Source organism: Herbaspirillum sp. GW103, from assembly GCF_000261365.1.
GTDB lineage: Bacteria > Pseudomonadota > Gammaproteobacteria > Burkholderiales > Burkholderiaceae_D > Herbaspirillum.
Genome location: NZ_AJVC01000002.1, coordinates 237,689 through 251,622 on the forward strand (window position 1 = coordinate 237,689; position 13,934 = coordinate 251,622).

Here is a 13,934-nt window from a genome sequence, read left to right on the forward strand (position 1 = left end):
GCAGTCTCCTGATTTAGTTGGTTCGCATAGCGAAATTCAAGTTCGCAAATTGGATTTTCCGGCAACGATACCGCATTTGCGTCGTGCGTGTAAACCGTGCATGAACAAGGGTGACAATCTGCACAATTCTCTAAGGGAGGCAGAAGGGGAGCGGCTTTGCGGGCGATTCTTCAGAATGGGGCCGGGGCCGGCAGGGCTTTTACACGATGCAGATGGACCACACGTAGACCGATGATTTCGCACAGCGGAACACGCGTTCGCAAATAATTGACACTGCCAATTCAGGTGTGTACATTCCACTGCCAATGAGGGCGACGTGACCACTCGGCACGACCCTGCCACGCGGAGAAGTGACGGATGGATGAGATAGTGTCGTTCAAGGGAGAAGATGAGAGCCACGACCGGCAGTTCGTCAATGCCCTGGCGCGCGGGCTGGAGATTCTGCGCTGCTTTCGTCCCGGCGAGATCTATCTCACCAACACTGAACTGGCCAAGCGTACCGGCCTGCCCAAGCCGACCATCTCGCGACTGACGCATACCCTGACCCGGCTGGGTTATCTCGAATATTCCGAAGACCAGGGCCGCTATCAGCTCGGCTCGGGCGTGCTGGCGCTGGGCTACTCGCTGCTCTCCGGCATGGATGTGCGCAAGCTGGCGCGTCCGGCCATGCAGGAGCTGGCTGACTATTCGCAATGCAATGTGGCGCTGGGCATCCGCGATCGCTTGAGCATGGTCTACATCGAGGCCACGCGCGGCCAGTCCGCGGTGACCTTGCGCCGCGACGTCGGTTCGCGCATCCCGCTGGCCACCACCTCCATGGGCCGCGCGCTGCTGTGCGCATTGCCCCAGAACGAACGCGATTTCCTGATGGACCACATCCGCCTGCGCAACGAAGAGCAATGGCCCAAGGTCAAGGCCGGCATCGAGCAGGCTTTCAAGGATTATCAGGATCATGGCTTCTGCATTTCCGTGGGCGAATGGGAAAAGACCATCAGTGCCGTGGGCGTGCCCATGATCGATGCCAACGAGGAAAAGATCATGGCCTTCAACTGCGGCGGCCCGGCCTTCATGCTCACGCGCGAGATGCTCATGGAAGATCTCGGCCCGCGTCTGGTGAACGTGGTGCGCACGGTAGAAGCCAGCATGGGCCGCCATTGAAGGGCAGCAGTACAGAACAGGCAAGAACCAGGTCGGAGACAGGCAAGCCGGCAGCGCCGCAGGCGTGAGCGCTTCCGGCAATCGTGCAGTAGCGCAAGTCCATCACAACAAGAAACAACAAGATCGAGCCGTCCGGGTCATGGCGACCTGTTTCGGCAATGGCTGCCCGGTGCGGTGAGGCCGGGATGCGTCCGCATGGATGGCCTCATCCTGCGTACGTCCATTGCTGAAACGAGCGCTGTGCGTGGCGGACATCACATCAACATCACTCAGATGAAAAAGGTGGAGACAATGACGAACAAGCATCACGGCATCAAGCGACTGGTCCTGCTGGCCGGGTTTGCCTCGGCACTGGCCGGCGGCATGGGCAGGGCGGTGGCCGACGAACTCAAGGTCGGCGTGGAGATTCCCCTCACGGGCAGCCTCGCGCGGGTTGGCTCGGGCATGCAGGAAGGCATCAACGTGGCTGCCGACGTCTTCAACAAGACCAATGGCAAGCACAAGATCAAGCTGGTCACCATCGATAACGAGTCGGCCCCGGCCAAGGCCATCGCCGCCGTCGAGAAGCTGGCCAGCGAGGGCGTGGTGGCCATCACCGGCGGCTACGGTTCCAACAACATCGCGCCGGCCGCCGATGCGGCGGGCAAGGCCGGCCTGGTCTACGTGACCTCGGGCGGGGTCGATGACAACCTGGTCAATAGCGGCCGCAAGAACTTCTTCCGCATCAACAATGTGGCCGGTTACCAGAAGGCCATGGTGGGCCTGCTGGAGGACATGAATGCCCGCTCGGTGTCGATCGTCTATTCCACCAAGGAAGCCACTGGCGCCCTGGCCAAGGATCTGGAGAAAGCCTGGGGCGCCAAGGGGCTCAAGGTGACCTCCCATGCCTTCGATCCGGCCATCAGTGACTTCAAGCCCATCATCAACAAGATCAAGCTGCAGGACAAGCCGGAAGTCATTGCCATGATCGGCTACGAGAATGACTACGTCGGCATCCTGCGCGCCGCCCGCGTGTTGAAGCCTGCCGTCAAGGCCATGGTCGGCGTCTGGTCGCTGGCCACTCCCAAGATGGCCCAGGACTTCCCCGATCTGGTGCCCAACGTCTACGGCACGGCACTGCTGCCTTATCCGGCACAGTTCACCAGCGCCGACGGCAAGCTCTTTGAGGAAACCTACCGTCGTCTCTACAAGAAGGACCCGGACTATCTCGGTCAGTTCGGTTACGTGCAATCGATGCTGCTGTTCGAAGCCATCGCCCGCGCCGCCGACAAGGGAACGCTGAAGAAGGATGGCGTGGCCGAGGAAATGCGCAAGACCGACCGCGAGACCCTGATCGGTCGCGTGCAGTTCGGTGCCAATGGCGACAACCTGAACTTTACGCATCACATGGGCCAGCACCAGGGGGACAAGATCGCCATCGTCTGGCCCAAGTCGGCCGCCACCAACAAGATGAATTATCCGGCAGTGCCCTGGTAATGCCCGGCCGGCGCGTGCTGCCCTGAGGCGACCGCGCCGCAGCCTACTCCAACGGAATGCAGACATGACTGAACTGATACTGCAAGCCCTATATTCCGGGCTGCTGCAGGGGGGCTCCTACGCTCTCATTGCCCTGGGCCTGGCGCTGGTATTCGGTGCCATGCGGGTCATCAACCTGGCCCAGGGCGAGCTGGTGCTGCTGGCCGCCTACATTGCCTACTCGGTGGAATCCGGCCTTGGTCTCAATCCGGTGCTGGCCATTCCCATCGCGCTGGTGGTGGTGTGCCTGACCTCGGCCATCGTGTATTTCGTGGTCAGCCGCATCAAGAAGGACCGCGAGATCAATTCGCTCATCCTCACCTATGGCATCGGCGTGATCCTTACCAACGGCATGCTGCTGATCTGGAAGGCCGACATCCGTTCCACCAGTTCGGAATGGCTACAGGAAGCCTTCGTGCTCGGTCCCTTCTACAGCATGCGCAGCGAGGTGCTGTTCTTTGGTGTGAGCCTGCTGATGATGGCGGCGCTCTGGTGGTGGCTCTCGCGCAGCTGGTACGGCCGCGCGGTGCGTGCCGTCTCCAGCAATCGCGATGCGGCCAAGCTCATGGGCATCAACCCCGGCTATACCGAACTGGTGTCCTTCATCGTGGCGGGCGTGCTGGCTTCCTTCGCGGGGGTGGCGCTGTTCAGTTATGGTGTCATCAGTCCAGCTTATGGCGGGGTGCTCACGGTCAAGGCTTTCATTATTACTGTGCTGGCCGGCGTGGGTTCGATTCCGGGCGTGCTCATCGGTGCGGTGCTGCTGGGCGTGGCCGAAGCGCTGACCGTGACGCTGGCCAGTTCGGCCTTGCAGGAACTGGCCGGCATGGGATTGTTCCTGCTGGTGCTGTTCATCATGCCCAACGGCTTGTTCGGCGTGCGGGCAAGGAGGGGATGAGACCATGACGATGAACAAGAACAAGCTGTCCGCTCTGGTGCTGCCGCTGTTGCTGGTCGCTGCCCCCTTGCTGCTGGCGCAGGATCACTACGTGATGAGCCTCATGGTGGCCGCCATGGTGATCGGCGGCATCGCGTTGTCATGGGCACTGCTGGGCAATCTGGGCGGCATGATCAGCTTCGGCCATTCTGCCTTCTTCGGGGTCGGGGCTTATACCTCGGCGGTATTGAGCATGAAATTCGGCGTCCCCGTACTGATCGCACTGCTGCTGGGCGGCGTCGGTGCACTGGTGGCGGCGCTGGCGATGTTGCCGGTGCTGCGCCTGCGCGGACCGTATTTCGCGCTGGCCATTCTGGCGTATGCGCATATTTTCCGCATTCTGGCCACAGAGTGGACCTCCATGACGGGCGGCTCCGGCGGGCTCTCCAGCATCGCGCGCCTGCCCACGGTGATGGGGGTGGACTTGTCCAGCAAGATCGGTGCGTATTTCGTGATCCTGGTGATCGTGGCCCTCTTCGCCGTCATCTATGCCGCCGTGCGCGAGAGCCACTATGGGCTGGCGCTGCGTGCCATGCACGAGAGCGAGGATGCGACCCGCGTGGTCGGTGTCAACAGCACCGTGCTCAAGGGCATGATGCTGCTGCTGTCGGCCTTCATGTGCGGGGTGGTGGGCGCCTTCAATGCACACTACATCAGCTTCCTGGAACCGGACTACGCCTTCAGTGGCCTGTGGGTCACCATCCCCATCGTGGCGGCCATCTTCGGTGGCTATCGCAGCATCACCGGACCGGTGGTCGGTGCGGTGGTGGTCTACCTGCTGGATCAGCTGGTATTCAAGAACATCATCCCCTCCGGCCATCAGCTGGTGCTGGGCGCCTTGCTGGTGGCTATGATCGTTTTCAGTCCCGATGGCCTGCTGCCGCTGCTGCGCAAGCTGGGACGGGGCAAGGGCAACGGTGCAGGAGGTCAGCATGCTGCAACTTGAAAAAGTGTCGGTGCGTTTCGGTGGTCTCACCGCCGTCGATGAAGTCTCGCTGCAGGTCGGCACCGGCGACGTGGTCGGACTGGTCGGCGCCAATGGCGCGGGCAAGACCACGCTCTTCAACGCCATTTCCGGATTGGTGCGGCCCACGGGCGGGAGCATCCGCTTCGACGGCACCGATATCCTGAAGGCGCCGCTGCATCGCCGTGCGCGGCTGGGCATCGGACGCACCTTCCAGATTCCGCAGCCCATGCACGAACTGACGGTACGGCAGAACCTCATCGTGGCGCAGCGCTTTGCCACCGGCAAGGTGGATGCGGGCAGGATTGCCGAGGTGCTGGCCTTTACCGGCCTGGCCGAGAAGGCCGATCGCGATGCCGCCACCGGCCTGGCGCTGACCGAACTGAAGGCGCTCGAAGTGGCCAAGGCCCTGGCCACGCAGCCCAAGCTGCTCTTGCTCGATGAAGTGCTGGCCGGTCTGGAGACCAATGGCAAGCGGCGTTTCATGCAGATGCTCAAGGGTTTGCACGAAGCCTTCGCGGTGGGCATCGTCATCATCGAACACGACATCGAGACCATCAGCAACCTGTGCGCGCGCGTGGCCGTGCTCAACTTCGGGCAGCTCATCGCCGAGGGTACACCGGCGCAGGTGTTCAATGATCCGGCCGTCATCAAGAGCTACACGGGAGCCTGAATGCTTGAAGTCACCAAGCTGCGCGCCGGCTATGGCGCCATCAACGTGCTGTGGGATGTCTCGCTGACGGTGGGGCGGGGACAGCTGACCACCATCATCGGCCCCAATGGGGCCGGCAAGACCACGCTGCTGCGCGCGATCATGGGCCTGATCCCGATCGGGCAGGGGCAGGTCGCGCTGGAGGGGCGCGTGCTCAATGGCACGCCGACCTGGGAGATGTCCAAGGTCTCGATGGCGATGATCCCGGAAGGGCGCATGATTTTCCGTGCCATGAGCATCGAGGAAAACCTCATCGTCGGCGCCTTCGCCCCGCAGCATCGCGCCCGCGTGAAGGACAACCTGGAGCGCGCCTACACCATGTTCCCGCGCCTGCGCGAGCGGCGCCGCCAGCTGGCTGGATCGCTCTCGGGTGGCGAGGCGCAGATGCTGGCCATGGCGCGCGGGCTGATGTCGGAGCCCAAGCTGCTCATCATCGATGAGCCCTCGCTGGGACTGGCACCGGTGGTGGTCAACGAACTCTTCGAGATCCTTGCACGCCTGAAAGAAGAGGGGCGCACCATCATCCTGGTGGAACAGAACACCGAGCGCGCCGTGGGCGTGGCCGATCATGTCTATCTGATGCAGGGAGGCAAGGTGATCCTGTCGCAGCAGGCCGATCAGGTGGCGCTGGACCACCTGCATGATCTTTACTTCGCACGGTGAGGCGGGGGCCGCGATGTTCCTGCTTGCCCCTGCGCGGCAGGGTGAAGCTTTCTGTCAAAAACTGAGAGCGGCCCTCAGAAGCGCGGCTTGACGGTCTTCCAGTCGGGTTTGTACTTGCGCATCTGCCCCACGTCGTCGCGCTGGCGGATGCCGCATTCCAGGTAGAGCTGGTGCAGCTTGCGCAACTGTTCCGGGTCCACCTCCACGCCCAGGCCCGGTGCGTCAGTGATCTGTACGCAGCCGTTGCGAATGGGCAGCTTGCCGCCCCGGATGACTTCCTCGTCCGGCTCCTGCCAGGGATAGTGGGTATCGCAGGCATAGGAGAGATTCTCCACCGCTGCCGCCACATGCGACATCGCCATCAGGCTGATGCCCAGGTGCGAGTTGGAGTGCATCGACACGCCCAGGCCGAACACATCGCACATCTTGGCCAGTTGCTGGGTATCGCGCAGGCCACCCCAGTAGTGGTGATCGGCCAGGACGATCTGGACGCTGTTCAAGGCCACGCTGCGGCGCAGTTCATCGAAGTCGGTCACCACCATGTTGGTGGCCAGCGGCAAACCGGTGCGGCGGTGCAGTTCGGCCATGCCTTCCAGGCCGGGGGTCGGGTCTTCGTAGTATTGCAGATCGTCGCCCAGCAGTTCGGCCATGCGGATGGCCGTCTCCAGCGACCAGTTGCCGTTGGGGTCGATGCGCAGCGGGGCGTCGGGGAAGGCTTTCTTCAAGGCCTTGATGCAAGCCACTTCATGCTCGGGGTCCAGCGCGCCGGCCTTGAGCTTGATGCTCTTGAAGCCGTTTTCCTCGATCATCCTGCGCGCCTGCGCGACGATCTGTTCTTCGCTCAGCGCCTCGCCCCAGACGTCCGGTGCATAGGGGCTGTCGATGTGCCGGGCGTACTTGAAGAACAGATAGGCGCTGAACGGGATTTCCTTGCGCACCGCGCCGCCCAGCAAATCCACCAGCGGTACCTTCAGATAGCGTGCCTGCGCATCCAGGCACGCCACTTCGAAGGCCGAATAAGCGTTCGAGACGGCCTTGCCGGCATGCGAACCCGGTGCCAGTTCGGCGCCCGCATTGCTGGCCGGGGCCATCCTGGCGACCACGCCGCGCACGATGGCGCGCAGACCGTTGAGGTTGAACGGGTCCAGACCGATCAACCGGTCCTTGACCAGATCGAGGATCTTCAGCGCCGGTGCGTCTCCATAGCTTTCGCCCAGGCCGATGTGGCCGTTGTCCGTTTCGATCTCGATGATGGAGCGCAGCGCATAGGGTTCATGGATGCCGCTGGCATTCAAGAGCGGGCCATCCTTGAAGGCGATGGGCGTGACGGTGACGCGGGTGATTTTCATGTTGGACTTCCTATGATGTGCGGGAAACGGATTTGCTCTGTTGTTCAGCGCGAGGCGCCCGGCCCCGAGCGGGCCAGAAACACCACGCCGGCAGCCACCAGCGAGGTGATCGCCAGGCCCATCAGGCCGCCCTGGATGGAGCCGGTGCGCTGCTCCAGAAAGCCGAAGGCGGTCGGTGCAACGAAGCCGCCCAGGTTGCCGATGGAATTGATCAGCGCGATGACGCCGGCGGCGATGCGCGCATCCAGATACCCCTGCGGCAGTGGCCAGAACAGGGAAGAAGCCGCCTTGAAACCGACTGCCGCAAAGCAGATCGAGACGAAGGCGTAGACCGAGTCGCCAAAGGTGGAGGCGAACATGCCGATGGCTGCAATCACCAGCGCCGTTGCGGCCCAGGCCTGCTGGTGCTTGTAGCGGGCCGCCAGGGCGGCAAAGAGGTACATGGCGAGAATCGAAATCAGCCACGGAATGGAATTGAACAAACCGACCTGGAAATCGCTGAAGCTGCCCATCTTGCGGATGATGCTGGGCAGCCAGAAGGTGGCGCCATAGATGGTGAGCGAGATCGAGAAGTAGATGAAGCAGAAGATCAGGATCTGCGGATCGCGCAGCAGGCGCAACGATGGCACATGTTCGGGTTTGTGCTTCAGGCGCTCGGCCTGTTCTGCCACGATGGCGCGGGTGATGGCAGTGCGTTCCTGTTCGGTGAGCCATTTGGCGTCGCCGGGCATCGAATCCAGCCAGAACCAGACGAAGCCGCACAGCACCACCGAGGCCATGCCCTCGATGATGAACATCCATTGCCAGCCATGCAGGCCGCCGCCACCGAGTTGCAGCAGCCCGCCCGAGATCGGGCCGGAGAGAATGGACGCCAGTGCCGAGCCGGACAGGAAGATGGCCATGGCGCGCCCGCGCTCGCTGGCCGGCAGCCATTGCGTGAAGTAGTAGATCACGCCGGGGAAGAAGCCGGCCTCGGCTGCGCCCAGCAGGAAGCGCAGCACGTAGAAGGTGGTTTCGCTGTTGACGAATGCCATTGCGGTGGCCGCCAGGCCCCAGGTCGCCATGATGCGGGTGAGCCAGGCCTTGGCGCCGAAGCGTTGCAGCAGCAGGTTCGAGGGGACCTCGAAGATGGCATAGCCGACGAAGAACAGGCCGGCGCCCAGGCCGAAGGCGGCGGTGCCGATGCCCACATCGGTGGCCAGATGGCTGCGTACGAAGCCGATGTTGACGCGGTCAATGTAGTTGACGATGAACATCACCACGAATAGTGGCAACACCCGATGCTTGATCTTTCTGACCGCCTGCAACAGCAGGGAAGGTTCGGCCGCTGCGAAGGCGCTGGCCGATGGCTTGATGGTTTCCACGCATGTCTCCTGAATGGGAAGGGCGCTGCCGCCGGGCCTCTCCCGGGCCGTGCCGTCCAGACTCAACGGTCGTCATGCGTAGCGCGATGTGGTGCATTAAAACACTAATATATTAGTGCGTCAATGAGGCGAGGACGGGTATCATGCCGGGCAGGAGTGCGGGCTGATCGTTTATATGAAGCCTGCCAGTTTTGAGCTGAGGATTGTCTGCATGAGCACTGCCACCGAACCGATCACCATTACGATTCCGCCGCTGGACCGTTCACGGCACGCTGCGCCGCAGGTCTTCGAGCATCTGCGCGAACTCATCATCGGCATGCGCCTGGTACCGGGCACCGTGCTGCAGCGTGCGGAACTGGCCACGCAATACGGATTGAGCCAGACGCCGATCCGCGATGCACTCATCAAATTGGGCGAGGAGGGGCTGGTGGACATCTTCCCCCAGCATGCGACGGTGGTCAGCGCGATCAATGTGACGCAGGCGCGGCAGGCGCATTTCCTGCGGCGCTCCATCGAGCTGGAGATTGTCCATACGCTGGCGCGGCGCATTGATGGCGCGCTGGTGAAGCGATTGCGCGACAGCATCGAGGTGCAGCGCGTATTGGCCGGGCGCGAGAACTACAGCGAGTTCGTGCTGGCCGATCAGGCCTTCCATCGCCAGATGTACGAGGCCGCGCAAGTGCCGGAGCTATGGGTGATGGTGCGGCGGCAGAGCGGCAACCTGGACCGCCTGCGCAATCTGCATGTACCCATTCCCGGCAAGGCCAAACGCGTGCTGCGCGATCACGCCGCGTTGGTCGATGCCCTCGCGGCGGGCGATGCGCCGACGGCACAGGCGGCGCTGCGCGAGCACCTGTCGGGCACCCTCACGCATCTGGAAGAGATCCGCGAGCGTTTCCCTCACTACCTCAAGGATTGAATGGCACGGCCAGCAGCCTGACGCCCATGAACAACGCCCCGCCATCTCACGATGGCGGGGCGTTGTTCATGATGCCGCTGAAACGGCGTTACCAGATCATGCCTTGGATTTGCCGTCCTGCGCCTTGGCCGCAGCCAGTGCGGTCATGTTGATGACGCGGCGCACGGTGCTCGACGGGGTCAGCACGTGCACCGGGGCGGCGGCGCCCAGCAGGATGGGGCCGATGGTGGTGCCCTGACCGCTGCTGGTCTTCAAGACATTGAAGAGGATGTTGGCCGCATCCAGGTTGGGGCAGACCAGCACGTTGGCCGCACCGGTCAGAGCGCTGTCGGTCAGGCCCGCATTGTGGCGGATCTTCTCCGACAGGGCGGCGTCGCCATGCAGTTCGCCGGCGGACTCGACCTCCGGTGCCAGCTTTTTGAAGGCGTCATGCGCGGCGGCCATCTTGCGGGCCGAGGGGCGCGAGGAGCTGCCCCCGTTGGAGTGCGACAGGAAGGCCACCTTCGGCGGCACACCAAAGCGCGCCACCTCTTCGGCAGCGGCCTTGGCGATGCGGGCCAACTGCTCGGCGTCCGGAGTGTCATTGACGTAGGTGTCGGTGATGAAGAGCGTCTGTTCCGGCAGCAGCACGGCGTTGAGGGCAGCGAATTCCTGCGCGCCGTCCTTCAGGCCAATCACCTTTTCCACATGGGCCAGATGGCCATCGTAGTTGCCATCGAGGCCGCACAGCATGGCGTCGGCATCACCGGCCTTGACCATCAAGGCCGCCAGCAGGCTGGCGCTGGCGCGCACGTCGGCTTCGCTGCCATCCTTGTATTGGGCGGCGTACTGCGCCACGCGGGCATCGCTGGCCGGGTCGATCACTTGCACGTTCTGGCCGATCTTGATGCGCAGGCCGGCCTTCTTGATGCCGGCTTCGATGGCGGCGGGCTGGCCTACCAGGATCGGTGCGGCCAGGCCTTCGTCGGCCACGAACTGCACGGCGCGCAGTACGCGCTCATCCTGGCCTTCGGCGTAGACCACGCGTTGCGGCGCGACCTTGGCGGTATTGAAGACAGGCTGCATGAACATGCCGGTCTGGTAGATGAAGCGGGTCAGTTCTGCACGGTAGGCGTCGTAGTCCTGGATGGGGCGGGTGGCCACACCCGACTCGGCGGCGGCCTTGGCCACGGCGGGGGCGATCTTGAGGATCAGGCGCGAATCGAACGGGGTCGGGATCAAGTAGTCAGGGCCGAACACCAGTTCCTTGCCCGGATAGGCGGCGCTGACTTCGGCGCTGGTCTCGGCCTTGGCCAGGTCGGCGATCTGGCGCACGCAGGCCAGCTTCATGGCTTCGGTGATCTTGGTGGCGCCGCAGTCCAGCGCACCACGGAAGATGTAGGGGAAGCACAGCACGTTGTTGACCTGGTTCGGATAGTCCGAACGGCCGGTGGCGATGATGCAATCGGGACGGACCGACTTGGCCAGTTCGGGACGGATTTCCGGTTCCGGATTGGCCAGCGCCAGGATGATGGGCTTGTCGGCCATGGTCTTGACCATCTCGGCAGTCAGCACGCCCGGGGCGGAGCAGCCCAGGAAGACGTCGGCACCATTGACCACATCGGCCAGGGTGCGTGCTTCGGTCTTGATGGCGTAACGCTGCTTGGAAGCGTCCAGGCCACCGGGGCGGCCTTCATAGATGACGCCCTTGCTGTCGACCATGTAGACGTTCTCGCGCTTCACACCCAGTCCGATCATCACTTCCACGCAAGCGATGGCGGCCGCGCCCGCACCGGAGACGGCGATCTTGACCGCGCCTATGTCCTTGCCGACCAGTTCCAGGCCGTTGAGCAGTGCCGCCGAAGAGATGATGGCGGTGCCGTGCTGGTCATCGTGGAAGACCGGGATGTTCATGCGGGCCGAGAGTTTCTGCTCGATGTAGAAGCATTCCGGGGCCTTGATGTCTTCCAGGTTGATGCCTCCCAGGGTCGGTTCCAGTGCGGCGATGATCTCGACCAGCTTGTCGGGGTCGTTCTCGGCCAGTTCGATGTCGAACACGTCCACGCCGGCGAACTTCTTGAACAGGCAGCCCTTGCCTTCCATCACGGGCTTGGAGGCCAGCGGACCGATGTTGCCCAGGCCCAGCACGGCGGTGCCGTTGCTGATGACGGCCACCAGGTTGCCGCGCGAGGTGTAGTCGAAGGCCTTCAGCGGATCGGCTTCGATGTCCAGGCAGGGATAGGCCACGCCCGGCGAATAGGCCAGCGACAGGTCGCGCTGGTTCGACAGGGGCTTGGTGGCGCGCACTTCGATCTTGCCGCGGGTCGGGGTACGGTGGTATTCGCGGGCGGCGTCACGCAGGAGTTGCTCGGCGGCGGAAATTTGTTGGGTCATGGTCTTCTTGAGGGGTTAAACGGTCCTGGACAAGCGGTCTGTGCAACGACGGGCGTCGGCGGCCGGCTTGCGCTGTTCTTGTTTCCTGGTCTTGAATGCGGCGGGCCGATCGGGAAGGATGGTGGATTCTCGTCGGTCCGGAGTGGGGTGCGGGAACCGCTGGCCAGTTCTGCCTGCCGGTGGTCCGCGCCTGCCTCCGCCCGCTCCGGGCTTGTGGCCGCTGGAACGGGTGCGGGGAGGGGGATATTACCTAAAAATTCACACTTCGGGTTTTTTGCGGCCATGCCGTTTGATATCAGGGGCCGCGTGCGGCTGTTACAAGCTGTTTCCAAGTTGACGATTGTTGACACAAATCTTCGGCTTCCGCGCGCGCATAATCATTCATACCGCGAAGATGAGGGCGCTTCAGGTCATCCACGTCAGCTGTTTCCATCGTTGTGTCTACAGTCTTCGTTTCAAACGCGATGCACGCGTTTTTCTTGGATTTTTCATTTTTCGTTGGGAGCCAGGCATCATGAGTCCGCAAGAAACACAAGCACTCCAGGATTTTCTCCAGCAATTGACGCAGGTGCAGGGCATCAGCAAGGATGCCCAGGCCGACGCCATGATCCAGGCGGCGGTGGCGCGCCAGCCGGATGCGGCTTACCTGCTCGTGCAACGGGCCTTGCTGATGGAGCAGGCCCTCAACGCCACCAAGGCGCAAGTGGCTGCGCTGCAAAGCCAGGTGCAGTCCTTGCAGGCCGGTGCTGCGGGCGGTGGGCGCGAGCAGGGCTTTCTGGATGGCAACGCCTGGGGGCATGCCCCGGCAGCTGCATCCGCCCGCCCGCAGGCTGCTGCGCCGGCTTATATGCCACCCCCGGCGCAAGCTTATGCTTCGCCTCAGCAGGCTGTGCCCGCTTATCAGGCCGCACCGGCTGCGGCGCCTTCCTCCGGATTCTTCGGCGGTGGCATGGGCAGCATGCTCGGCACCGTGGCGGCAACTGCTGCGGGGGTGGCCGGTGGTGCCTTCCTGTATCAGGGCATCGAACACCTGTTCAATGGCAGCGGCGGATCGGGGTTTGCGCACCAGAATGGCTTGAGTACGCCGGTGGAGAATATCGAGAACACTACCGTCAACAACTATTACGGGAGTGATGGGGATCGCCAGTCCGCTTTCGCCAGCAATGACAATGGTAGCGATTCCGGTAGCAGCAGCGACCTTGCCGATCTGAGCAATTTCGATCTGGATGACAGCGGAGGGTATGACGATTCGCTGGTGTGAGCCATGGCCAGTATCGTTAAAGCCTGCGTGAGCGGGCTTTTTTTTCGTTCTTCGGTTTTTCTTTCGTCCTTTCTCAGTGGGTGTCCGAACGTTTTCGCGCTTGACTTCCCGCGACACCCTTCATATCATGCGCATACATCGATGTATATACATACTTAACGCATCACCTGCTCTGCAGGTCAGCTTCCACCGGACATTCCATGAGCAAGGACATTTGCACCTGCGCCCCTCTGCGCCGTCTCACGCGCCGGATCACCGTGATCTACGACCATCATCTGCACGACAGCGAACTGAGCATCACCCAGTATTCGTTGTTGAGCCGCATCGGCCGCAAGGGCCCGATCGCCAACATCGTGCTGGCGCAGGACATGGGCATGGATCGCAGCACTCTGAGTCGTGCACTCAAGCCACTGATGGTCGCCGGCTGGATCGAGACCGTGGACCTGCCCGAGGAGGCCCTGCTGGACAAGCGCTCCTTCGCGCTGCAGCTGTCGCGCTCAGGTCGCGCCAAGCTGGAAGAGGCCCGCCCGCGCTGGCGTCGCGCCCAGGACGAGATCGATCGCCGCCTCGGCCCCCAGCTTGCGCGTGAATTCAATGACCTCATCGAGGATGCCTACACCCGCCTGCAGGACGCCTGACGCGTCCGCTTGCCCGGTTTGAGCACCCTATGAAGATTGCTTCAGCCAACGATTTCCTCACACCCATCCCACAAGCTCGTA

12 protein-coding genes are annotated in these 13,934 nt (G+C 62.8%); 9 read left to right on the plus strand and 3 right to left on the minus strand.

Features of this window, described 5'->3' with window-relative positions; all coding sequences use genetic code 11:
* Positions 1–357 precede the first annotated feature (357 nt).
* The 6 genes from GWL_RS02540 to GWL_RS02565 all read left to right on the plus strand — a co-directional run bounded on the left by GWL_RS02540 (position 358) and on the right by GWL_RS02565 (position 5,949).
* Entirely contained in the window at positions 358–1,158 is an 801-nt protein-coding gene (locus GWL_RS02540; protein WP_008326330.1) for an IclR family transcriptional regulator, read from the plus strand.
* 291 nt (positions 1,159–1,449) lie between these two features.
* A complete protein-coding gene (locus tag GWL_RS02545) occupies positions 1,450–2,634 on the plus strand; it encodes an ABC transporter substrate-binding protein (RefSeq protein ID WP_034349940.1) in 1,185 nt (394 codons plus the stop codon).
* A 64-nt stretch (positions 2,635–2,698) separates the two neighbouring features.
* On the plus strand, positions 2,699–3,571 hold the full coding sequence (locus tag GWL_RS02550) for a branched-chain amino acid ABC transporter permease (protein WP_008326334.1): 873 nt from the start codon (positions 2,699–2,701) through the stop codon (positions 3,569–3,571).
* Positions 3,572–3,575: 4 nt separating this feature from the next.
* On the plus strand, positions 3,576–4,556 hold the full coding sequence (locus GWL_RS02555; protein ID WP_008326340.1) for a branched-chain amino acid ABC transporter permease: 981 nt from the start codon (positions 3,576–3,578) through the stop codon (positions 4,554–4,556).
* Positions 4,543–5,247, plus strand: coding sequence for an ABC transporter ATP-binding protein (locus tag GWL_RS02560; protein ID WP_008326342.1), 705 nt, complete (start codon positions 4,543–4,545; stop codon positions 5,245–5,247). Before GWL_RS02555 ends, GWL_RS02560 begins: the two co-directional genes overlap by 14 nt.
* Positions 5,248–5,949, plus strand: a complete 702-nt coding sequence (locus tag GWL_RS02565; protein ID WP_008326344.1) for an ABC transporter ATP-binding protein — start codon at positions 5,248–5,250, stop codon at positions 5,947–5,949. It abuts the gene before it with no gap.
* 74 nt (positions 5,950–6,023) lie between these two features.
* Here the strand turns inward: GWL_RS02565 and GWL_RS02570 are convergent, their stop codons facing one another.
* Both GWL_RS02570 and GWL_RS02575 read right to left on the minus strand, forming a co-directional pair.
* Positions 6,024–7,298, minus strand: a complete 1,275-nt coding sequence (locus GWL_RS02570; RefSeq protein ID WP_008326346.1) for a glucarate dehydratase family protein — start codon at positions 7,296–7,298, stop codon at positions 6,024–6,026.
* Between the two features lie 44 nt (positions 7,299–7,342).
* Positions 7,343–8,662 (minus strand): MFS transporter, encoded by a 1,320-nt coding sequence (locus GWL_RS02575; protein ID WP_008326347.1) that lies wholly within the window; start codon positions 8,660–8,662, stop codon positions 7,343–7,345.
* A gap of 211 nt (positions 8,663–8,873) precedes the next feature.
* Here GWL_RS02575 and GWL_RS02580 point away from each other — a divergent pair, with 211 nt between their 5' ends.
* Positions 8,874–9,581: a GntR family transcriptional regulator gene (locus GWL_RS02580; RefSeq protein WP_008326349.1), complete on the plus strand. Its 708-nt coding sequence runs from the start codon at positions 8,874–8,876 to the stop codon at positions 9,579–9,581.
* Between the two features lie 96 nt (positions 9,582–9,677).
* On the opposite strand, the gene GWL_RS02585 is transcribed toward GWL_RS02580, so the two are convergent.
* The gene (locus GWL_RS02585) at positions 9,678–11,954 is read right to left on the minus strand and encodes an NADP-dependent malic enzyme (RefSeq protein ID WP_008326352.1); all 2,277 of its coding nucleotides are present in this window, start codon (positions 11,952–11,954) and stop codon (positions 9,678–9,680) included.
* Between the two features lie 514 nt (positions 11,955–12,468).
* Between GWL_RS02585 and GWL_RS02590 the strand changes: the two genes are divergently transcribed.
* Together GWL_RS02590 and GWL_RS02595 are read left to right on the plus strand one after the other, a co-directional pair.
* Entirely contained in the window at positions 12,469–13,215 is a 747-nt protein-coding gene (locus GWL_RS02590; protein ID WP_008326353.1) for a DUF2076 domain-containing protein, read from the plus strand.
* A gap of 200 nt (positions 13,216–13,415) precedes the next feature.
* Positions 13,416–13,853, plus strand: coding sequence for a MarR family winged helix-turn-helix transcriptional regulator (locus tag GWL_RS02595; protein WP_008326356.1), 438 nt, complete (start codon positions 13,416–13,418; stop codon positions 13,851–13,853).
* Positions 13,854–13,934 lie beyond the last annotated feature (81 nt).